The 23,017-nt window shown below is 47.0% G+C and carries 17 protein-coding genes; 8 read left to right on the top strand and 9 right to left on the bottom strand.

Annotated elements, in window-relative coordinates:
• Positions 1-16: 16 nt before the first annotated feature.
• The 5 genes from ruvA to aspS all read right to left on the bottom strand — a co-directional run bounded on the left by ruvA (position 17) and on the right by aspS (position 5,571).
• Positions 17-628 (bottom strand): Holliday junction branch migration protein RuvA, encoded by a 612-nt coding sequence (gene ruvA / locus OQJ86_RS00760; RefSeq protein ID WP_038866798.1) that lies wholly within the window; start codon positions 626-628, stop codon positions 17-19.
• Between the two features lie 78 nt (positions 629-706).
• Entirely contained in the window at positions 707-2,158 is a 1,452-nt protein-coding gene (locus OQJ86_RS00755) for a methyl-accepting chemotaxis protein (RefSeq protein WP_265985175.1), read from the bottom strand.
• A 122-nt stretch (positions 2,159-2,280) separates the two neighbouring features.
• Positions 2,281-2,802, bottom strand: coding sequence for a crossover junction endodeoxyribonuclease RuvC (gene ruvC, locus OQJ86_RS00750; protein WP_005426231.1), 522 nt, complete (start codon positions 2,800-2,802; stop codon positions 2,281-2,283).
• A gap of 99 nt (positions 2,803-2,901) precedes the next feature.
• Positions 2,902-3,648: a YebC/PmpR family DNA-binding transcriptional regulator gene (locus OQJ86_RS00745; protein WP_265985172.1), complete on the bottom strand. Its 747-nt coding sequence runs from the start codon at positions 3,646-3,648 to the stop codon at positions 2,902-2,904.
• 144 nt (positions 3,649-3,792) lie between these two features.
• Positions 3,793-5,571 (bottom strand): aspartate--tRNA ligase, encoded by a 1,779-nt coding sequence (gene aspS, locus OQJ86_RS00740; RefSeq protein WP_045422298.1) that lies wholly within the window; start codon positions 5,569-5,571, stop codon positions 3,793-3,795.
• Between the two features lie 272 nt (positions 5,572-5,843).
• On the opposite strand from aspS, the gene OQJ86_RS00735 reads away from it, so the two are divergent.
• The 7 genes from OQJ86_RS00735 (at position 5,844) to OQJ86_RS00705 (ending at position 12,431) form a co-directional block, all read left to right on the top strand.
• Positions 5,844-6,710, top strand: coding sequence for a DUF72 domain-containing protein (locus OQJ86_RS00735; protein ID WP_265985167.1), 867 nt, complete (start codon positions 5,844-5,846; stop codon positions 6,708-6,710).
• Positions 6,711-6,814: 104 nt separating this feature from the next.
• Positions 6,815-7,552, top strand: a complete 738-nt coding sequence (gene cmoA / locus OQJ86_RS00730) for a carboxy-S-adenosyl-L-methionine synthase CmoA (protein ID WP_038866790.1) — start codon at positions 6,815-6,817, stop codon at positions 7,550-7,552.
• Positions 7,553-7,650: 98 nt separating this feature from the next.
• A complete protein-coding gene (gene cmoB / locus OQJ86_RS00725; protein WP_104025712.1) occupies positions 7,651-8,622 on the top strand; it encodes a tRNA 5-methoxyuridine(34)/uridine 5-oxyacetic acid(34) synthase CmoB in 972 nt (323 codons plus the stop codon).
• A gap of 220 nt (positions 8,623-8,842) precedes the next feature.
• Positions 8,843-9,589: an ATP-dependent zinc protease gene (locus OQJ86_RS00720; protein WP_038866788.1), complete on the top strand. Its 747-nt coding sequence runs from the start codon at positions 8,843-8,845 to the stop codon at positions 9,587-9,589.
• An 11-nt stretch (positions 9,590-9,600) separates the two neighbouring features.
• Positions 9,601-11,106, top strand: coding sequence for an inactive transglutaminase family protein (locus OQJ86_RS00715; RefSeq protein WP_038866785.1), 1,506 nt, complete (start codon positions 9,601-9,603; stop codon positions 11,104-11,106).
• A 3-nt stretch (positions 11,107-11,109) separates the two neighbouring features.
• Positions 11,110-12,078, top strand: coding sequence for an alpha-L-glutamate ligase-like protein (locus tag OQJ86_RS00710; protein WP_038866784.1), 969 nt, complete (start codon positions 11,110-11,112; stop codon positions 12,076-12,078).
• A gap of 125 nt (positions 12,079-12,203) precedes the next feature.
• The gene (locus OQJ86_RS00705) at positions 12,204-12,431 is read left to right on the top strand and encodes a hypothetical protein (RefSeq protein ID WP_265985362.1); all 228 of its coding nucleotides are present in this window, start codon (positions 12,204-12,206) and stop codon (positions 12,429-12,431) included.
• 89 nt (positions 12,432-12,520) lie between these two features.
• Here OQJ86_RS00705 and OQJ86_RS00700 read toward each other — a convergent pair whose 3' ends face one another.
• The 3 genes from OQJ86_RS00700 to OQJ86_RS00690 form a co-directional block, all read right to left on the bottom strand.
• Positions 12,521-14,161, bottom strand: a complete 1,641-nt coding sequence (locus OQJ86_RS00700; RefSeq protein WP_265985160.1) for a GMC family oxidoreductase — start codon at positions 14,159-14,161, stop codon at positions 12,521-12,523.
• Positions 14,148-15,713, bottom strand: coding sequence for a long-chain-fatty-acid--CoA ligase (locus OQJ86_RS00695; protein ID WP_265985158.1), 1,566 nt, complete (start codon positions 15,711-15,713; stop codon positions 14,148-14,150). Before OQJ86_RS00695 ends, OQJ86_RS00700 begins: the two co-directional genes overlap by 14 nt.
• 81 nt (positions 15,714-15,794) lie before the next feature.
• Complete coding sequence (locus OQJ86_RS00690) at positions 15,795-17,285, bottom strand: coniferyl aldehyde dehydrogenase (RefSeq protein ID WP_104034427.1); 1,491 nt, start codon at positions 17,283-17,285, stop codon at positions 15,795-15,797.
• Between the two features lie 165 nt (positions 17,286-17,450).
• Here OQJ86_RS00690 and OQJ86_RS00685 point away from each other — a divergent pair, with 165 nt between their 5' ends.
• Positions 17,451-18,482, top strand: a complete 1,032-nt coding sequence (locus OQJ86_RS00685) for an AraC family transcriptional regulator (RefSeq protein ID WP_265985153.1) — start codon at positions 17,451-17,453, stop codon at positions 18,480-18,482.
• Between the two features lie 69 nt (positions 18,483-18,551).
• Here OQJ86_RS00685 and mukB read toward each other — a convergent pair whose 3' ends face one another.
• On the bottom strand, positions 18,552-23,015 hold the full coding sequence (gene mukB, locus OQJ86_RS00680) for a chromosome partition protein MukB (RefSeq protein WP_265985355.1): 4,464 nt from the start codon (positions 23,013-23,015) through the stop codon (positions 18,552-18,554).
• Positions 23,016-23,017: the final 2 nt, after the last annotated feature.

Genomic DNA, 23,017 nt, shown 5'->3' with positions numbered 1-23,017 from the left:
TCCCTTGAACTTTTCGTTACACCATTGATTTTAGTGCTTCACGGATCAGTTGCTCACTGGTCATATCCGGTTTAGCGATCTGAGAGACTACTTTCGACGCTTGAGTTGGTTTGTAGCCTAGAGCTAGAAGCGCACTGATTGCCTCTTCTTCAGCATTGCTAGATGCCGCACCAGAATCCGCAGGAGCCGCATCCGTAAACGGAGTAAATAGGTCGCCAGCACCCCAACCTTTAAGGCGGTCTTTCATTTCCACAACAAGACGTTCTGCGGTTTTCTTACCAACGCCAGGTAGCTTCACAAGTGTTGAAATGTCTTCACGCTCTACGCAAGAAACGAATTGGCTTGCCGTCATACCAGAAAGTATACCCAGCCCCAGTTTAGGACCGACGCCGTTCGCTTTGATTACTTCACGGAAGAGCGCACGTTCTTTGACTGTGTTGAAGCCGTAAAGCAGCTGAGCGTCTTCACGCACAACAAAATGAGTATAAATGATCGCTTCTTCGCCGACGTTTGGCAGTTCGTAGAAACAGCTCATTGGCATCTGTACTTCATAACCAATGCCATTAACTTCAATTAAAACTTCAGGTGGTTGCTTTTCAAGCAGAGTGCCGCGAAGACGTCCAATCACTATAAATACTCTTTGGAAATGAATTTGCGACAGGATAATAAAGAACTGGATAGACATCCAGTCCTTTATGCCGTTCGGTTAGATTTTTGAGACAACTTGATCAAGTTGTTGAGTCAGGTTTCTCACGGTGACGACTTGGCTACTGAGCTCAGTGCCATATTGAGCGACAGTTTCAGCAATGGTCTTGGTGTTCACTACGCCGTTAGCGACTTCGCTACTGGCTTCATCAAGCCCTTTTAATGCGGTCATTTGCGTCGCCATGATGCCAGAAAGACTCTGCACATCATGAGAAATTGTGGTCACTTGCTGGATGATGGTATTCATTCGTTCTGTGCTTGAAGTAACAACATTCTGCCCGTGTTTCACCTCTTGCTCGCTGCGATCAAGCAAGTTACGAATCTCGATTGCGGATTGACTACTCTTTGCAGAAAGCTCTCTCACTTGGTCCGCGACCACTGCAAAGCCTCTGCCCTGCTCCCCCGCTCGCGCCGCCTCAATAGCCGCATTCAGTGCCAATAAATTGGTTTGCTCTGCGACCGACGTAATTAAGTCCGCCACTTTCATGATGTCTTCATGGCTGGTAATGATCTGGCTGATCGCTTGTGTAGAGTCTTCGAGCAATTCAGAGCTTTTCTCAGCTTGTTGATGAACGTCTTCACTCTTCTCACGAAGCTCTTCAACAAACTTGCTTGACGTTTCAATCCCCGTCGCCATGTGGTGTACTTGCTGACTCATTTGCTCAGCCGCACTGGCTTGAGACTCACTGTTGATATTGAGAGCATTGACTTGAGCACCTAACAGCGAAGATTGTCCATCCAACACTTGCGAAACTTGTTTAAGCTCCGCCGAATTTTGATTAGCTTGCTCTAGTACCTCTCCTAGCCGTAGCTCCCCTGCCGTTGCTTTTTGTGCGACCAATTCACTTTCTGCTTTAGATTTCTCTGCACTTTCAATTGCAATATCCCGTTGCTTAGCGGTAAAGGCTTGCGCAATACAAATCACCACCAGCGGTAACACGGTGCCTGACCATATTTCCACGCGCTGCGCAGATTCAGACAACACGAGTTGGGGAAAACCAAAACCAGACACATGCTGATACGTCATTACTGCAGAAACCGCGATGACTAATGCACTCCATGAGATCGCCATGATACGAGTGCCAGATAAAAAGAAAGCGACGACTAACAAAGGCACCCAGTAAGTTTGGGTTGAATCGACCACGCCACCACTTTGATAAATGATGTTGAGTGCATGCACTGACATGCCTACAAACCCCAGATTGAGCGACAATGCTGGTCGTTTGAACCATCTCAGGCTGAAGGCGGATATCAGTTCGAGTGCGATTAAGAGTACTGAGGTGAAGATTAAGCTTTCATGCCCATGTTTAGACCATTTGATCAGGCTGTAGATCCCGACGAGAAAAGCGATGAAGGTAAATAGAGAGAGGATGTCTGCTTGACGTTGTTGTGTTCTTGTCCATTGAGTTTGGCGCGGCATAAATGCACTGCGCCACAGCGTGGCTGGATTCATGTTCAATCTTCCTTGATTGATTTCTTATTAGACCTCTGACCACTATAGTTTTGTAACATTTTCTCAACAAATCCAATCCTTAAATCTGTCTGAGATGTCTCATTTTTAATACGAGAACACGCTTAACGGTAACGACCTTTTCTTGCGCTGGTTGCTTTGCCTGCGAGCGCCACCAGCGTCTTATTCGTGTTAGCGTGACAAATAGCAACACCCAACGCATCGGCAGCATCAGCTTGAGGTTTAGCGGGCAACTTAAGCATGTGTTGAACCATATGCTGAACCTGAACTTTGTCTGCACCACCTGTGCCCGTTACCGCTTGTTTAATAAGACGAGCCGCGTACTCATGCACCGGAAGATCCGCATTCACAGCCGCCACAATTGCACTACCACGCGCCTGCCCTAGCTTTAGTGCAGAATCGGCATTCTTCGCCATAAACACTTGTTCGATGGCAAATACATCTGGTTGAAACTGGGTGATGATTTCCGTCACACCTGCATAGATTTGCTTAAGTCGACCTGGCAGCTCTTTTTCAGAAGTACGAATACAGCCGCTGCCTAGATATTGTAGATGACGTCCCTGCTGACGAATCACACCGTAACCCGTAATGCGAGAGCCTGGGTCAATACCCAAAATAATTGACATGAATTTTCCTAAGAAAGCAGATCAAGAACGATCTCTATCTCGTTATTATAATTAATGAAAATAAATGGGAACAGAACGCTCTGTCCCCATTGAGTAATCTTATTCTAATGTGGCTGCCACTTCGTCAGAAATGTCACCGTTGTGATACACCTCTTGAACATCATCCAAGTCTTCTGACGCATCAATCAGACGTAGAAGCTTAGGGGCAGTATCCACGTCCAATTCTGCTTTCGTTGATGGGATTAATGATACTTCTGCATTGTCAGCCTCAAAGCCTGCTGCATCCAAGGCATCTTTGACGCTACCGAAATCAGCTGGTGCCGTGTACACATCAATAGAACCGTCTTCGGATGTTTCGATATCATCTGCGCCGCTCTCAAGCGCCACTTCCATCACTTCGTCTTCATCTAAGCCGGAGGCATAAGAAATCACACCTTTCTTATCGAACAGATAATTAACACTTCCATCTGTACCTAAATTACCGCCAGACTTCGAAAACGCGTGACGCACGCCAGAAACCGTTCGATTGCGATTGTCTGTCATGCATTCAACCATTACGGCGGTGCCACCTGGACCGTATCCTTCGTAGATGACGGTTTCCATGTTGTCATCGCCTTCACCACCGGCACCACGACTGACCGCACGGTTCACCGTGTCTCGCGTCATGTTGTTAGAAAGTGCTTTATCGATAGCAGCTCGTAACCGAGGGTTATTGTCAGCTTCTCCGCCACCCTCTTTCGCGGCAACGACAATTTCACAAATTAACTTGGTAAAGATTTTGCCACGCTTGGCATCTTGCGCAGCTTTACGGTGACGAATATTCGCCCATTTACTATGACCTGCCATGATTCACCTTTTAATTTATTTTGACGTTAATGCTCAACTTTGATTGCTCAATAACGTTACTTGGGAAAGTGCTCGGAATAATTCTTGGGTTCATTAAAACAAAAACTCCCGCAAATGCGGGAGTTTTCTTTAAATGTTGTGCGCTTATTCTGCGTCTTTTTCTTTCGCAACAGTCACTGCAATTGCTAGCTCTTCTAGAGCCGCTGGGTTTGCAAGGCTCGGTGCGTCTGTTAGTAGACACGCCGCTGCTGTTGTTTTAGGGAATGCGATAACATCACGGATGTTCTCAGTACCACAAAGCAGCATCACTAGACGGTCTAGACCGAATGCAAGACCTGCGTGAGGTGGCGTACCGAATTTCAGCGCTTCCAATAGGAAACCAAACTTCAGTTTTTGCTCGTCTGCATCAATACCTAGGATATCGAATACCGCTGCTTGCATTTCTGCGTTGTGAATACGTACAGAACCACCGCCCACTTCGTAGCCGTTTAGAACCATGTCGTATGCGTTTGAGTTCGCTACTGCTGGGTTCGCTTTTAGCTCTTCCGCAGTCACACCTAGAGGTGATGTGAATGGGTGGTGCATTGCGTGCAGGTTGCCTTCGTCGTCTTCTTCGAACATTGGGAAGTCAACAACCCAAAGTGGAGCCCAAGTGCCTTCTTTAGTTAGACCTAGGTCTTTACCAAGTTTAAGACGAAGTGCACCTAGTGCTTCAGCAACGATGTTAGCTTTGTCTGCACCGAATAGGATGATATCGCCAGATTCCGCTTGAGTGCGATCTAGAATACCGTTGATCACGTCTTCGCTTAGGAATTTAGCTACTGGAGATTGGATACCTTCCATGCCTGCTGCACGGTCGTTAACCTTCATCCATGCTAGACCTTTCGCACCGTAGATACCTACGAATTCTGCGTAACCGTCGATTTGCTTACGAGTAAGCTCAGCACCACCTGGTACACGGATAACGGCAACGCGACCTTTCTCGTCGTTTGCTGGACCAGAGAATACTTTGAATTCAACGTCTTTTACTAGGTCTGCAACGTCTACTAGTTCTAGTGGGTTACGTAGGTCTGGTTTGTCAGAACCGAAACGACGAATCGCTTCGCTGAACGGCATTACCGGGAACTCCCCTAGGTCAACGTTCAGTAGCTCTTGCCACATTTCACGAACCATTTTCTCAGTCGTTGCACGAACTTGGTCAGCCGTCATGAATGACGTTTCGATATCGATCTGAGTGAATTCTGGTTGACGGTCAGCACGCAAGTCTTCATCACGGAAACACTTAACGATTTGGTAGTAACGGTCAAAACCAGACATCATTAGAAGCTGTTTGAATAGCTGTGGAGACTGAGGAAGCGCGTAGAAGCTGCCTTTGTGAACACGGCTAGGTACTAGGTAGTCACGAGCGCCTTCTGGTGTCGCTTTTGTTAGTACTGGTGTTTCGATGTCTAGGAAGCCGTTGTCATCTAGGAAACGACGAACAAAGCTAGACGCTTTAGCACGTAGCTTGATGCGGTCACTCATTTCTGGACGACGTAGATCTAGGTAACGGTACTTCAGACGTTGCTCTTCAGAGTTCTTTTGGTTGAAGTCTAGAGGCAGAACGTCAGAACGGTTGATGATTTCAAGACCTTTCGCAAGGATCTCAACTTCACCTGTTGCCATGTCTTTGTTTACTTGGCTCTCTGGACGAACGCGAACTTCACCAGTTAGCTTGATACAGAATTCATTACGAAGTGTGTTAGCCACTTCATACGCATCTGCCATATCTGGATCAACAACTACCTGAACGATACCTTCGCGATCTCGCATATCGATAAAAATAAGACCGCCTAAATCACGACGACGGTTAACCCAGCCGCAAAGTTCTACAGTTTGTCCTGCAAGGGACTTGTTCAGGTGACCACAGTAATGGGTACGCATAATGAAATTCCCAATCTCTCAAATATTGTTAACTACGCTCTGTCAGCCTCATTGCCGAGCAGAGTAAAGATCCATTTATACGCTGAAAGCCTATGAAAATCGACTACTCAACATACAATTAAGTGTGTTTTATCATTCATTGGTGGTTTTTAGTACAACAAATGTTCAAAAGCGCACCAAAGCGAAAAAATTGGTGGGGATTATAGCGTGAAATTACCCATTTCAGCAAAACTCTCGTAAAGTGGGCTCAGGAAAAAACGTAAAGCAGAGATATGGATAATTTACCCCTTCGACTTGGATTGACCATGTGGTCGCACAACCAATGGCAACAAAGCTTTTATGGCAGCGGAACCAAGCCCGCAGAGCGACTCGAAAAGTACGCGCAGGTGTTCCATACCGTAGAGGGCAACACCACCTTTTATGCCACACCGACGCTCAACACGGTGCAAAACTGGAAAGCCGCGACTCACGACAATTTCAAATTCACCTTTAAGTTGCCAAAAGCCATTACTCACGAGCAGATGCTCAGAGGTTGCGACGAGCAGTTACGTGACTTTATGAAGGTCATGGAACCGCTTCATGAGCGTGTCGGGCAATGGACTATTCAGCTCCCTGCTGCATTTGGTCCAGAACACCTCGATAGATTAAAGAAGTTCTGTGCTAGCTTTCCACCGAATTTTCCACTTGGAGTGGAAGTTCGCCATATGGCGTTTTTCTCCAAAGGTGAAGAAGAACGTGCGTTGAATCAATGGCTACTTGAGAGTGGCATTGACCGCATTATCATGGACAGCCGCCCAGTGTTCGCCGCGCAGCCGACGACCGAAGCGGTGATCGATGCCCACCAGAAAAAGCCTCGCGTTCCAGTTCATGCAATTGCAACTGCTAAGCACCCGATGATTCGCTTTATCAGTCATCCCGACATGGAAGACAACCTGCGCTTTTTCGAACCTTGGTTGCAGAAGTTACCGATGTGGATTGAACAAGGCATTCAACCTTACTTGATGATCCACACGCCAGATAACGTCTTAGCACCAGAACTGGCTGAAAAGCTTTATAAGCAGCTACAACTTAAGCTCTCGCTGCCCAATTTGTCGTCGTTTCCTGCCAATGATGGCAACTCACAAATACAAATGTTTTAGGTAAGCTTATAATTAAGCAAATGACAGAGGCGCGAATTTCCCATAAAATACGCGCCTTTTTTGATGCCTGACGTTTCGGGCAGCTTGTATGCAGAGATTTGGTTATGAACCCTAACAGCAATCCAGATACTATTTTTTCGGCTCCAATCGATAAAATTGGGGATTTCACGTTCGATGAACGCGTAGCGGAAGTTTTCCCTGACATGATTCAACGATCGGTGCCGGGTTACAGCAACATCATTTCTGCCATTGGTATGTTGGCAGAGCGTTTTGTTAAACCTCACTCAAACATCTACGATCTAGGCTGTTCTTTGGGTGCTGCTACACTGTCTATGCGTCGTCATATCAAACAAGAAGGTTGTCAAATCATTGCAGTGGACAACTCTCCTGCGATGGTTGAGCGCTGTAAGCTTCATGTAAATGCCTACCGAAGTGACACGCCAGTTGATGTGGTAGAAGCGGATATCCGCGATATTGAAATCGAAAACGCGTCGGTTGTGGTATTGAACTTCACACTGCAATTCCTTTCTCCAGAAGACCGCTATGCGCTATTGGAGAAAATCTACGCGGGTTTGCGCCCAGGTGGCATTTTGATTCTGTCTGAGAAGTTTGTGTTTGAAGATGAAGTATCCAATGAGCTACTGATCGATCTTCATCACGACTTTAAACGTGCGAACGGCTACAGTGAGCTGGAAATCAGCCAGAAGCGCAGCGCAATTGAAAACGTGATGCGCCCTGATTCGAAGAAAGATCATAAAGAGCGTTTCGCGAAAATTGGTTTCTCAAGCTACGACGTTTGGTTCCAGTGCTTTAACTTCGGTTCGATGTTTGCGATTAAATAACGAGAAGCGAGAAGCGAGAAGCGAGAAGCGAGAAGCGAGAAAGTCTTAACGTTTCGAATTTAGTGTCAATTTTTTAATTTATTACTCAGTGAAAAACTATGTTTAATTTTGCTAATTTTTATCAGTTAATCGCGCAAGACACTCGTCTTCAGCCGTGGCTAAACGTATTACCTCAACAGTTAACAGATTGGCAAAATGCTGAGCACGGTGATTTTGGTCGCTGGCTGAAAGCACTGAACAAGATCCCACAAGGTGCGCCAAACCAAGTGGACATCAAAAACTCAGTGACCATCAGCAACGATACGCCTTTTCATGAAGGTGAGCTGAAAAAGCTAGAAAGCCTACTGCGTACATTCCACCCTTGGCGCAAAGGCCCATACACTGTGCACGGTATTCATATTGATACCGAATGGCGCAGTGACTGGAAATGGGATCGCGTGCTTCCGCACATCTCGCCACTGAAAAACCGCAGCGTATTAGATGTGGGTTGTGGCAACGGCTACCACATGTGGCGCATGCTAGGTGAAGGTGCACGCCTAACGGTTGGTATCGATCCTTCTCATCTGTTCCTAATTCAGTTCGAAGCGATTCGTAAGTTAATGGGCGATGACCAACGAGCTCACCTTCTTCCATTAGGGATTGAACAGCTACCTAAGTTAGAAGCGTTCGACACTGTATTCAGCATGGGCGTGCTTTACCACCGTCGCTCTCCACTGGATCACTTGGTGCAGCTAAAAGACCAGTTAGTATCAGGCGGTGAGCTTGTTCTTGAGACACTAGTCATCGAAGGCGATGAGAACGCGGTATTAGTTCCGGCATCTCGTTACGCGCAAATGCGTAATGTGTACTTCTTCCCTTCAGCGAAAGCGCTGAAAGTGTGGCTAGAACTGGTTGGCTTTAAAGATGTGTGCATCGTAGATGAAAACGTAACGACGGTTGGTGAGCAGCGCACGACCGATTGGATGACGCATAACTCACTGCCGGATTACCTTGATCCAAACGACCCGAGCAAAACGGTAGAAGGCTACCCTGCCCCTCGTCGAGCGGTACTTGTGGCAACCAAGCCATAATTAACTGAGATTTCTGACATTGTCTTAACTCACTCCTTCCTTTAAGACATTAACCTCTCTTCAATCTAATTAAGGATGCATATTGCGTCCTTAATTTTTTGGCTTTTCGTCACTATTCCTCACTCTGTAAGAGACTGCGAGAGATTCTTACTTGTGAGCCTTTGGCGATAACGCTAAACTCTTAAAAAACAAACAACTTAATCCAATCCCAAGGTTTTCAATGTTTATACGATTGACTCCGGTTGTTGCAATCGCCCTATTGTCAGGATGTACCCTTACAAAAGGCGAACAGTACCACCAAGAAACGTTAGCCGCTATTCAAGCTTCAGAGACGAATTTCAATACTCGCGTTACCAACTTAGAGCTTCAACTTAGTAACCAATCGGATTACATCGAAAGTTTAGAAGGCCAAGTGGATAAGTTAAATGGCGAACTCAATACCTTCCGTAAAGAAGCGATGGACGAAGTAAGAAAGCCGAAAGAGCCTATTATCGTTCAAGCTCCTGCGCCTGTTCAGGCGACTCCTACTCATGACATTGTCCTGGGCTCCATAGAGCGAGTGACCATTGACTCCATCAAACAAACTTTCGATGCACGTGTCGATACCGGCGCAGCAACGTCTTCATTAAATGCAGTCGATATTGAAGAATTCGAAAGAAATGGCAAAAACTGGGTGCGTTTCCATCTTGCTGACAATACCAAGTCAGATGAAGAGAAAGACATTTGGATTGAAGCGCCAATTATTCGCTACGTGAAAATCCGTCAAGCAACCACTGAAGAACTAGAGCGTCGAGCTGTTGTTGAACTTTGGGTGCGCGTTGGAAAAATTCATGAAAAAGCGCAATTTACGTTGGCAGATCGTTCTCAAATGAACCATCCTGTGTTACTAGGAAGAGAGTTTATGCGCGACATCGCACTCGTTGATGTGAGCCGTAAATACGTTCAAACGGAAGAAGATAAAAAATAATAAGGTAGATTATGACGTCCAGAATACCGTTTTACCTGTCAATCATCCTGTTGGTGATTGCAGGCATCGCTTTGAGTGTTTTCAGACATCAGAATTACGGCGTACCTTGGACTCCAGGTGAAACACGTCAAATTTGGGATGTTGAAGCCCGTATCGAATTTAATGCGAATGGCAACGAAGTAAAAGCTTCTCTTGCTGCGCCGCATACTCAAAATGGTTACACCCTGATTGGTGAATCAGCATCGTCTCCAGGTTACGGCGTTTCTTACGTCAACTCAGACTCTGGTCGTCGTGCAGAATGGTCAATCCGTCAAGCAAGTGGCCCACAAACTATTTACTACAAAGCCCAGTTCTTAGTTGACCCACAAGCAAAAGTGGATGAACAGCCACCTGCAGGTGAAATCACAAAACCTACCCTTTCAGCGCCGCAACAAGCCGCCGCAAATGCATTGATTGAACGTGCAATGAGCCGCTCAGCAGACAATGTCACCTTTGCTCGCGAGCTGATCAAAACGCTAAACGATCCAGACAGCCAAAACTCAGCGCTGATTCTTAATGACTTTGATCGTACCGATGCATTACACAAGATCCTACTTACTGCAGGTGTGCAAAGCAAAATCGTTGGCGTAATCGAATTAGAAGACGGCCGCCGTCGTCAAGCTATTCAGCCTATGGTTCAGGTATGGTCGGGGGAAGAATGGGTTCTCTTCTCGCCAAATTCAGAGCAAGCCGCAGCACAACCTAACCTTCTCGTATGGGATGAATCGAACGTTTCCCTACTTGACTTAGTTGGCGGTAAAAACAGCCAAGTTCACTTCTCTATGATTAAGCAGGAAGTGACTCCACAGCAAGCCACTGACAATAAAGTGGAAGCGGATGGCCTACTCAACCTTTCTATACATAGCTTGCCACTTGAAGAGCAAGCCATGTTTAAGACCATCATGTTGATCCCAATCGGCGCACTGATTGTTGTGTTCCTGCGTGTCATCATCGGTCTGAAAACTTCGGGTACCTTCATGCCAGTATTGATTGCGGTTGCCTTCGTTCAAACGCAACTGGTAACTGGTATTGTCGGCTTCCTATTAATTGTCGGTACTGGCTTGATAATACGAAGTTACCTCTCGAGGCTTAACTTACTTCTGGTTGCAAGGATATCCGCCGTAATCATAACCGTAATTATGATCATCTCGGTCTTCACCGTGGTCGCATTCAAGATTGGCCTAACAGAAGGTCTAACAATTACGTTCTTCCCTATGATCATCTTGTCATGGACGATCGAACGTATGTCGATTCTATGGGAAGAAGAAGGTGCGAAAGAAGTAGTTCTTCAAGGTGGTGGTTCACTACTAACCGCTGTCTTGGTTTACCTAGCGATGACGAACGTTTATATCCAACACTTAACGTTTAACTTCATTGGCCTACAACTGATTGTTCTTGCAGGCATCCTATTACTAGGTACTTACACAGGCTACCGTCTAACAGAGCTACGTCGATTTAAGCCACTAGCGGAGGACTAAACGATGTTTGAACGTTTCACTTCGCCAGCTAAGCTTCGCCATAAAGGCATTATGGGGATGAACAAGCGTAACCATAGCTATATTGGTCGCTACAATGATCGCTCAAAATACCCGTTGGTGGATGACAAGCTAAAGACAAAAATCATTGCTGAAGCAGCAGGTGCGACAGTGCCTGCTCTTATCGGCGTGATTGACAGCCAAGCTGAAGTCAAAAAGATCCACAAGATGGTATTGGACTGGCCAGGTTTTGTAATCAAGCCAGCGCAAGGAAGTGGTGGTAAGGGTATCCTTGTTATCACTTCGCACAAAGATGGCGTTTACACCAAGCCATCTGGTGCAACCATCAATAAAGAGGATGTAGAACGCCATATCAGTAACGCACTGGCTGGTCTGTTTTCTCTAGGTGGTAAGAATGACGTTGCAGTCGTAGAAAACCTAATCAAGTTCGATGACTGTTTTGATGGTTTCAGTTACGAAGGCGTGCCTGACGTTCGTATTATCGTCTTTAAAGGCTACCCAGTGATGGCAATGATGCGCTGCTCTACTGCAGCCTCAGATGGCAAGGCCAACCTTCACCAAGGTGCAGTAGGCGTTGGTATTGATATTGCGACAGGCAAAGCCATTCGTGCGGTGCAATTTGACCAACCTGTTACGCATCACCCAGATACTGGCAAAGATCTATCAACCCTACAAGTACCTCATTGGGAGCGCTTATTAGAGCTTGCATCGAGTGCGTGGGAAATGACAGGACTTGGTTACATGGGTACTGACATGGTGTTGGACAAAGAAGAAGGACCAATGGTGTTGGAGTTGAACGCTCGTCCGGGTTTGGCTATTCAAATCGCCAACGGCGCGGGTTTGTTACCTCGTTTAAAACACATTGAAAACCTTGGTATGCCGGCCGAATATCCAAAACCAAAAGAGCGCGTTGCTTACGCTGCTGAACAGTTTGGTTCTAAATCTCAGTTCTAACCTCTTAACTAGCAGCTATTAACGTAGCTGCTAGCTAACCTTTCATATTTGAGCTCTATCGCTCGCTTTCTAAGTAATTCATCACTTCTATCACTGCAATCGATGATCCAGCTAACAGATTACACATGGATCGTTTCTTTTTTTCTCATACTTTTGCTTATTATGTCGTCTCCCCCTTACTCAACTCAAGAGGTTGGGCGATGCTAACAAAAGAAATTAATAACAATAAAACACCGCTTGTTGAACAAGAGAACTTTGATAAACATTTACAACGTTTGTCGGAAATCTCTGTCCAAGCACTTGATGAGCTTGCTGAAATGATCGAAACCGGAAACGACTTTTCAGAAGAATAGCACTTACCTTTTCGCTTTTAAGTGCCTGCTAATAAGCCGAGACTGTTGTCCTACAGCCTCGGCTTATTTTATTTTTTGAAGGGTGTAACTTATATCGAAGCGGTGGCTTGCTTCTCAATACTCTCATCTAAGCGATAACTAGCTTTGATGGTATCCGCCACTTTCTCCGCGATCATAATGGTTGGCGCATTGGTATTCCCGCCCACTAGCGTCGGCATAATCGACGCGTCGACAACTCTTAGTGCCTCTAATCCATAAACCTTAAGATTGCTATCTACCACGGCTAAAGGATCGTTCGCCATACCCATTTTGCAGGAGCCTACGGGATGATATTGGGTATCCGCTCGATTACGAATATCTTGCTCGATGGCTTTCTCATCGTTCGCATCCACGGGATAAAAGCTGGCCCCGCGTATGTCATCAAACGCTTGGCTTTCCAGCATTTGGTGTTGCTTCTTCCAGCCTTTAATCATGATTTCCATGTCTTCAGGGTGACTAAAAAATGCAGGGTCGATACGCGGTACATCGTAAGGGTTGGTGCTATTGAGTTTAACGGTCCCAATGCTCTTTGGTCTTAGTAAAGTGACGTGAGAGCTAAAGCCATGGCTCATGTGCATTTTGCGTGCATGGTCATCGACAACCGCAACAACGAAGACGAATTCCAAATCCGGCACTTTTACCTCGTCATCGGAGCAAAGAAATCCAATGCCCTCGGCAAAGTTACTGCTCATTTTTCCACTGCGAGCTTTCATCCACTGTGGTAAAGCTTTGGTCATCTCTGTTGCCATTTGCAGCGAAACACCGAAGGTATCGCGCTTCGCTGTGCATCGATAGGTATGTACTAGGTCAATGTGGTCTTGCAAGTTTTCACCAACGCCCGGCAGTTCATGAGCTTGCTCTATCCCGTGCGCTTGTAAATCTTGCTTTGCCCCAACACCAGATAGCATCAGAATTTGTGGCGAGCCGAATGCTCCTGCAGAGAGAATCACCTCTTTGTTGCACTTGATCTGAAAGCTATTCCCTTTCAAGCCATATTCCACGCCAACCGCTCGTTTGCCTTCAAACAATACTTTGTGCGTAGTTGCCTTAGTAATAACGGTCAGATTCGGCCGGTCTAAATTAGGAGTCAGATAAGCTTTGGCGGCACTGCATCGCTCGCCATTGATTTGCGTGACTTGCGTTTGCATGGCGCCCAGCTGATCTGCGCCATTTATATCTAGATTACGAGGTACGCCGATCGATTCACATGCATCTAAGAAGCGCTCTACAACGCCACTCGGTGAACGCAGATTAGCAACATTAAGTGGCCCACCTTGCCCGTGAAATTCATCATGATGGACTTCGTTATTTTCGGCTTTCTTGAAGTACGGCAGGCAATCTTGATAGCTCCACCCTTCATTCCCAAGGCTTGCCCAAAGATCGTAGTCGTATCGGTGTCCTCTGGCATACATCATCGCATTGATCGAACTCGAGCCACCTAACGTCTTGCCCCTTGGTTGATAACCCTTGCGACCATTCAAGCCCGATTGAGGAATGGTTTCAAAACCCCTGTTGTTTATTTTGGTTGGCATCATCGCTACGACACCAACCGGCGTATGAATAAAGGGACTTGAATCCGGCCCGCCCGCTTCCAACAAGCATACAGTGACATTAGGATCTTCAGTGAGTCGAGACGCTAAAACACATCCGGCTGAACCACCGCCCACAATAATAAAATCATAACTGTCCATCATCTACCTCCGCGACATCTAAAGGGTGAAGCTCTCGCTTTAAAATCTTGCCTGTGGCGGTCATAGGCAGTGCTTTACGAATGAAAACACGGCGTGGGTATTTGTAGTCAGCAAGTTGTTCACGGCACCAAGCGATTAAAGTGTCAGGGCTACAATGCGCATCTTGATGAAGCACAACATGCGCATGTACCTCTTCACCAAGGCGGTCATCGTGTTCACCGACAACAGCGACCATTTCTACATCAGGATGACACATTAAGACTTCTTCTATTTCACGCGGATAGACGTTATAACCGCCTCGGATAATCATGTCTTTAACGCGGTCGACAATGAACAAGTTGCCGTGTTTATCCACTCGTCCAATATCGCCCGTTAAAAACCAACCATCGCGCAACGCCTCACGAGTTGCTTCTGGTCGTCCGTAATAGCCTTTCATTACACTTGGGCTTTTTATGCAGACTTCCCCTAATTCACCCACGGCTTGGGCGTGACCTTTTACGTCCGCAATCTTAATCACGTAGCCACATAATGGTTGTCCAACACTGCCTGGTAGTCGGTCTCCATCACTATGATTAAACGTGGCCACTGGTGCGGTTTCTGATAATCCATAACCCTCCAATACTGGCAGCTCAAAGCGTTGTTCAAATTGACGAATCACTTCTACAGGCATAGAAGCCCCACCAGACACTCCTATGCGAAGACTGTGCTTTACTAATTCGGAATGCTCCGGAGATTGCTCACCCGCTCTGAGTAATGCGATGTACATTGTAGGCACACCTGCAAACACGCTGACTTTATGCTGGATGATTTGTTCAATCACAAACTTTGGCTCAAAGCGCGGGATCAACACCATAGTAGAGCCTGTCAGCACACTGGCATTCATCATTACAGTCTGACCAAAACTGTGGAACAGAGGCAAGGTTGCCATAGTGGTATCACTGTATTCCAACCGCATCAGATACTGGGAAGACATAGCGTTCGTTAACATGTTGGTGTGAGATAACTCCGCCCCTTTCGGCTGACCGGTCGTGCCTGAGGTATAAAGAATAACGGCGGTATCATCACCATTTCTGCTGATTGACTCAAATAGCTTATTGTCTTGCATAAGCCAAGCATCAACAGCGTGCTCTTCTTCTCTGCATCGTTCTGACAAAGAGATAAAGTGTTCGCACTGCTCAGCTTCAGAGAAACCGTGTCTACCGTAGCTTCCCATTGGCAGCTCTTCGCTTCCTTCAAAGCAGAAATACGCTTTTGCATCAGAGTCGTTGAGGTGGTAAGCAATCTCACGGCCTTTAAACAGCACATTCAAAGGAACTACGACACAGCCTGCTTTTAAAATCCCGTAATACACGATTGGGAAGTAAGTAATGTTTGGACAAGACAGTGCAACTTTGTCACCAACTTTTAGTCCAAGTCGATTTAGGTTCGTAGCAATATTGCCTGCAAATTTGTCGAGCAGTGCGTAGTTGATTTCATCATCGCCCATCCTGAGCGCAGCTTTTGAAGGAAAGAGCGCAGCACTGCGCTCCAGATTGACAGCAAGGTTGTGCATCCATGATCTCCTTTGGTCGCAAGGCAGCCAGCGAGCACTGGCTGCTGAAGATTCTTTATGTAGAGAGGTAAGTATCGAGGGTTATGAGTGCTTGTTTAAATCTGGGTCGGGTTTGCCCGCAAACACTCGCAGTACCAGCTTCTGCACCATGTTGCCATATGGCGGTGCAAACAACTGAATCGGGAACCAATCGCGCATTTTTAGTACCGTGCGCGCATGGCTGAGTTCGCGAAAACCTTCTTCTCCATGGTAATTACCAATGCCGGAGTTACCCACGCCACCAAATGGCACTGAATGGTTGAGTACATGCCACCCCCAGTCGTTGATCGTGACACCACCACTATGGGTTTGAGTAAGCAAGATTTCGCGTTGCGCGGCATTATTGCTAAATAAGTAACATGCTAGCGGTCGTGGCCTCTCGATAATGTATTGAATTACCTCATCGAGAGAACGGTAAGTGTGAATAGGAAGAAGCGGGCCAAAAATTTCCTCTTGGCAAATACGCATTTCGGGTGTCAGGTTGGTAGCGATGTACAGCGGTGTTTTACGCCCTTCACCATAGTCGAGGCATTGAGTGATAGTCGCCCCTTTATCACGTGCATCCGCCAGTAGATCGTGGAATCGTTTGTGCTGGGCATCATCGACTAACGCGGTGTAATCCTGATTGGCTTTGATCTCACCGTACATGGTTTGATGTGCGTGCTTTAACGCCTCAACAAACGCTGCTTGCTTACCTTCTGGCACAAACGCGTAATCTGGTGCGATACAAATTTGCCCTGAATTAAAACCTTTACCATGAGCAATGCGCTCTGCGGCTTTTGCAACGTCATAATCATCAAATACCACCACAGGGGATTTACCACCTAGCTCTAAGGTCACAGGCGTTAGATTCGCTGCCGCATTGGCCATGATGATTTTTCCGCTGGCTGGTGACCCAGTGAACACAAGGTGATCAAAAGGTAGATGAGAGATTTCCATCGCCTCTGGGTGGTTGCCATCCACAATACGAACTAAGTTCTCAGGGAATATTTCGCCTAACATACGACGCATTTGTCGAGTGGTTGCCGGGCAATTTGGTGGCATTTTAATCATGCAGCGATTACCCGCAGCCAACGCAGTGATCATAGGACCAATCGACAGATAAAGCGGGAAATTCCAAGGACAGATGATACCAACTACCCCTTTTGGTTGATAACGCACTTCCAGCTTATTGCCCTTGAATAACCACTCTGTTGGTCTTCGACTTGGCTTCATCCAACCTTTAAGGTGGCGAACAACATGGTTGATATCGAGGATAGGCGCAAGCACATCAGCCATAATGGACTCGGTGTGACTCCGGCCACCAAAATCTTCACTCATCGCGTCTGCCAAGACGTCTTGATAACGGGACAGTTGTTTCTTTAACGCCAAGAGTCGGTGCTTTCTCACCGCAAATGTCGCGTTCGGCTCAGCTTGGTATGCAGACTGTAATTCCGAGAACCACATGGTGAGCTCACCGACTAAAGGATCATTGGTTGCAAACGTGCCTTGTTCGCGTTGTATTTCCTTATTTTGCGTTGCCAGTACATTCATGTTTCTCTCCTACCGTGCATTTTATTCAATTACAACATTTTGATAACATGTCGCACAGGTTACAAAAAGACAATAAACGGTGATATTCGGACAGCTTTGCGACAAGCATGACTGAATAGCATCTCAATACCCGCTAGGATTGATCCGATTGTAGAGGAGAAACGCATGGAATACACCGCAGTTTATGAGCCAGATACCGAATCCTGTGGTGTTTTGGACTTGCAGCTACTCACACGCGACCTTGAGCCCAATATAAAGGTAGAAACGTTACTTGAAGGCAGTGGTATTACTGCTCTCGAACTTTATGCGCCGGACACGCATATTACCCTTGCTCAGAAACTGACCATTTTTAGTAACGCAATTGCTCATTCAGGAGAACCGGGGCTTGGCCTAAAAGTAGGACAACAAGCTCGATTTAGTGACTTTGGCGTACTTGGGTATGCCGTTTTCAGCAGTAGCACCCTACTCGATGCTTTGATGATGGGCTTTAAGTATCTTCGGCTGGCAGGACCCGTTTTAAAGAAAAAAATGTGGGTGGAAGATAATTCGGGCTACTTTCGTGCAGAGCAACTTATCGATCTACAATCACTACTGCCATTTTGTTGTGAATATTGGTTCGCGGCCATTCAAAGCTTGTGTGAGGAGGTAATGCAGAAGCCTTTCCCTTCGAAGGTGATCCGCTTCCCCTATCCTGAACCAGAACACAGCGAACTTTACGAACAAGTGTTCCATTGCGAAATTGAATTCAATAGTGATCGTTTAGAATGGCAGTTTGATGCCACCAGCTTATATGAGCCGCTACCTGCAGCAAATACAATGACGCTACAAATGTGCTTGAAGTCTTGCGATGAAATGTTGGCAAAAGTGAGTGGCAGTGCCAGTTTAAAAGAGAAGATCACACAAATGTTCGTCGAAAGGCCGGGGAGCTATCCGTCGATAGAGCAACTGTCCAGTGAATTAAGCATGTCTTCAAGAACGCTACGACGCCACCTTAAATCGGAAGAGACCAGCTATCAGCAAATCCTCGACCATGTTCGCTTCCACTTAGCGCGTCACTATCTCGCATCGACACAAATGAGCGTTGAAGAGATCTCCGAACGTATTGGCTTTTCAGACAGCGCAAACTTTCGCTGCGCCTTTCGTAAATGGAGCGGGGACTCACCAAGACAATATCGACGACAAGCGCCTCAGTTGTAAGCTTGTTGTTCATCAGAACAGAAACAAAAACGCCCGCATTCATTGCGGGCGTTTTATTAGATTCGGAGTTTAGGATTCAAACTCTTCAATCATCTCTTGCGCTTCGGTCTTAGGTTTGTCTGTTTGACCAAAGCCACGTAAACCAACCACGTGTACGTGTTCGTGATCTTTAAACACCTTACGCACCAGTTTGTAGGTCGTCCCTTTCTCTGGGCTGATGTTTTCTGGCGCTGCGATAAGAAGCTGCATATCCAGACGGTCACACAATTCAAACAACGTCGCGATCGATTTTGTATCCAGACGCGCTGCTTCATCCAAGAAGAGCAAACGACAAGGTACAATGTCTTTGCTGCGCAAACGGCGTGATTCTTCTTCCCAGCTCTGAACAACCATCAATAGGATTGACTGACCAGTACCGATCGCCTCACCTGTTGATAGCGCGCCAGATTCCGCTTGCAACCAGCCATCTGTACCACGGTTCACTTCTACACTTAGCTCTAGGTAGTTACGGTAATCCAATAACTCTTCACCCAAAACCTGAGGAGAACGTTGACCCATATCGATGTGTGGGTTCACGCGTTGGAACAGTTTCGCCATTGCTTCAGAGAAGGTAAAGCGAGTCGATTCAAACAGATCTTTATGCTGCTCTTGCTGTGTCGCTAGACCGTTCAGTAGCACTTCGTGACTTTCGCGGATCTTCACGTTTAGACGTACGCCCTTCACCTGACCGAACGAGATGTTCGACAAACCTTGGTTCAGCATACGGATACGGTTTTGCTCACGCTGAATCGTCTTCTTGATGATGCTTGCTACTGACTCAGAGCTGATCGCTAGGCGGTTTTCACGTTGCGTTAGCTCTTCCGTTAGACGCGCTAGCTCTACTTCCATCTCTTCGATCGCTTCGACTGGATCATCAGTACGGATGATATCTTGACGAATACGTTCACGAAGATGTTGGTAAACCGCGATGTAGAACAGAACCTTACGCTCTGGACGTGCATTGTCTTCTGATAGACGCAGCGCATCACGAAGATCATCGTTGTTCGCAACCGCTAGACGTAGCGCACCCAATGATTTATCCGACATTGAACGCAGTTCATCCGCTGACATGTAAGCCAGTTCACGTTTGTGTAGACGACGCTCAACATCGTTCTCACGCGCTAGGCGCAGTACTGAGCACCAGCCTGCTTTCGCGGCAACCACGAACGTACGCAGCTCAACGTATTCTTTCTGAACTTTCTTCAGACGTTTCGCCAAACCCTTCATTTCTAGCTCAGTAGAAGTAATGGTACGTTCGTATTCACTCTTACGGCCACGAGACGTATGCAGACGCTCATGCAGCTCGTCACGACGACGCATTGCACGTTCTTCTGAACCTTCGTCTGCGTTAACACCAAACTCTTGCAACTCTTGCTTGAACTCTTGGACCGTCTCAAGCTTCGCTTGGTGTGAACTCTTCAGAGACGCTAACACTTGATTGTATTGGTTCATTTGACCTTGCGATTGCTTCAACTCTTCACGAGAGCGTGTGCGCATCTGCTCCGCTTGAACCAATTTCGCTTTTAACTGCTCACTCAATTCGCTGCTCTTGTTCAGTAAGTCTACTGAGTCTGAGTAAGCGAAGTAGTGACGACGTTCAACGAGATCTGAGAGTGCAAAGATTTGCTTCTTAAGATCTTGCAGCTGTTGGTCTGCCGCTTTGTATTCCGCTTCTAGCGCGTCGAATTGCTCTGGGTCAGCATCTAGGGCAACTGCAACTTTTTCCAGTTCCGCCACCGCTTTCGCGTGGTTATTTAGGAAAGCTTTTGCTTCTGAAAGCTGGGCGATTTTCTCTTCCAACTCATCAAAGCGTGCTTGCAGCGACTCGTCTTCAATCAACGCCATGTTTGGTGCTAGCTTGTCTAGAGAAGACAACGCTTGCTTGCTGGTTTGAAGCTGAGAACGTTGTTGTTGTTCTTTCGCATCCAGATCAGCCAGTACGCGAGCGATTTGGTTACGCTTGTCGCGAATGGTTGCCAGCGTTTGCTCTGGGTCAGCTTCGAATGCTACTTGAATGTGGCTTGCCACGAACTGGTTGAACGCTTGGTACAGACGCTGCATTTTTTGCGAATCGAATGCTGCTTTCGCATGCTTCTCAACCACTTCCTCACGTTCGTTACGCAGTAGCTCTAAACGTTGCTCACGTGCTGCACGACCAAACAATGGGATTTCAGGCAAGCGAGAGTAACGCATTTGGCGATCGTTCATGCGAACACAAACCGCGCCTTCTAACTCTTCTGCGTCGAATGAGCTGTCATCAAAGGCATCGATGTCACCTTCAATGATGTACAAGTCTTCTGGACAGTCGTCTAGCTCTACCAGTTTCTCTTCGATACCAGATAGGTCAGAAACAACGATAGCGTGACGAGCCGGACCGTACATCGCACTGAAGTAAGGCGCGTCATCAATAGTGATGTCATCATAGATCTCTGACAGCAATACGCCGCCTAGAGTATCTGCCAAACCTTTCAGACGAGGGTCGTTTGAACCACCAGGAGAAGCAAGACGCTCAATCTCAGTATCAAGCTGACTACGACGCTCTGCCAGTTTATCTTTCGCCAGAGAAAGGGTTTTCTCTTTCTCAAGCACCACTTGCATTTGGCTCATGACCGACTGGCTATCTTCTAGCTCAGCGCCACTTTGCTCACGCAGTTTTTCTAGTGCATCGTTCGCCGCAATCCACGTTGGTGCAATGGCTTCTAGCTTGTTGATTTCCGCCGCTGCATCTTGCTCTAGACGACGCTGTTCGCTGCGTTGTTCACGCACGTCTTCTTGCGTCATCTCTAGCGAGTCGATTTGCATCGCGTGACGCTCACGTTCTTGTTCAAACGTGATTTCGTCAGTCAGTTCAACATGGAACTGCTTTTGGTATTCGTTAACGAGCTCACGTGCTTGACGTTGCTGGTTAAGGCTACGCTCAAGGTCACGGTGCTGTGCACGCCATTGTTGTTCGTTTTGCGCGACTTGCTGAGATTCACGCGCTTTCGCAATTGCGGTTTTCGCATGTTCAGACGCATCTTTGCGCTCAACTTGACCAACGATGCTTTGTACCAGTTTAAGTGCGGTTTCGAACTGCTCTGCCGCTGCAGAAGACATATCCAGTTTGTGCTTAACCGATAGCAAAGCGTTGGTGCTTTCTGATTCTTTGCTCTTAAGCTCAGCAACAAGCGCTTGCGCCGATTCTGCCGTTAGGCTGTCGTCACCAAGTAGTTGTTTCGCTTTTTCCAGCGCTTGAACCGCTTGTTGGTATTGAAGGGCACGAGTTTGCTGAACGTCGAGCGCTTGTTGGTAGTCTGCCAATTGCGTCTTAAGGCTATCCACCTCTTCTTCCGCAACAGTCGCTTGCTCTTCTACCATCATCACGCGTTCTTGCGCTTCTTCCACTACCATCATCTGTTCTTCAAGACGCTCACTCAGCTCTTCAAGATCTTCTTGGTAGCGTTCGATCTTCTCTTGCTGACGCAGTGCGTTTTGCACCAATTGCAAGTGATCAGAAGCAGCTTGGTAATCCTGCTCTAGCGCAGATTCCGACTCGATCAACAGTTCTAGCTCTTCTTGAACACGGTTAAGCAGGTTGTTTTGCTCAACGAGAGTTTCACGAGAACCGAACAGCTCTGAACGCAATGACAGCGTTTTATCCAGCTTATTGCGACGATCGTTCGCGTGACGCATGTAGTCCGCGGCCACGTAGTTAGTCGACTCTGTGATCAAGTGTTTGAACAAGTCTCGGTCTGCTTGCGTGGTTTTGATCGCTTCTAGTGTCATGCGGTTTTCACGCAGCGCCGATTCCATATCTTGGAACGCTTTCTTCACGCCGCCGTTTTGTGGCAGAAGGTAATCACGTAGCGAGCGTGTAATTGCACTTGAGATACCACCGTAAAGCGATGCTTCGATCAGGCGGTAGAATTTAGAACGGTCACCAGAGTTACGCAGTTTCTTCGGAATCACACCGAATTCAAACATTTGCGCGTGGTAATCCACAATAGAAGAGAACGCTTTGAATTGAACGCCCTCAAACTCGGCGATCGATTCTTTTACTTCGTTGATTTGACGTACACGAGCTTGAGTCGCAGATACGCTTTCAACCAAGATATCCGTTGGTTTCACATGACTTGGAAGACCTTGGATAACAAACGGTTTGATGTCTACTTTCTTATCACGACCCGCAACTTGCTGCAGTTTTACTGCGAACAATAGACGTTGGTTACGTGAGTTCACCACGTCCAGCGCCGCGTAACACGCGCCCGGTTGTAGCTTACCGTACAAACCTTTGTCGCGAGACGACTGGCTGCTGCCTGCTTCTGTCGTGTTACGGAAGTGCAGTAGCGTTTGGTCAGGAATCAGTGCGGTGATGAATGCCGCCATAGTGGTTGATTTACCTGCACCATTACCACCTGATAGCGTGGTGACCAGACCATCGATGTCAAACGTACGGGCAAAGAAGCCGTTCCAGTTGACCATGGTCAGCGATTGGTATTTACCGCGTTCAATCATGC

The organism is Vibrio sp. Sgm 5, assembly GCF_026241575.1.
Classification (GTDB): Bacteria; Pseudomonadota; Gammaproteobacteria; order Enterobacterales; family Vibrionaceae; genus Vibrio; species Vibrio jasicida.
The sequence above is the reverse complement of the archived record's forward strand: the minus strand, read 5'-3'. Positions and strand labels throughout refer to the sequence as shown.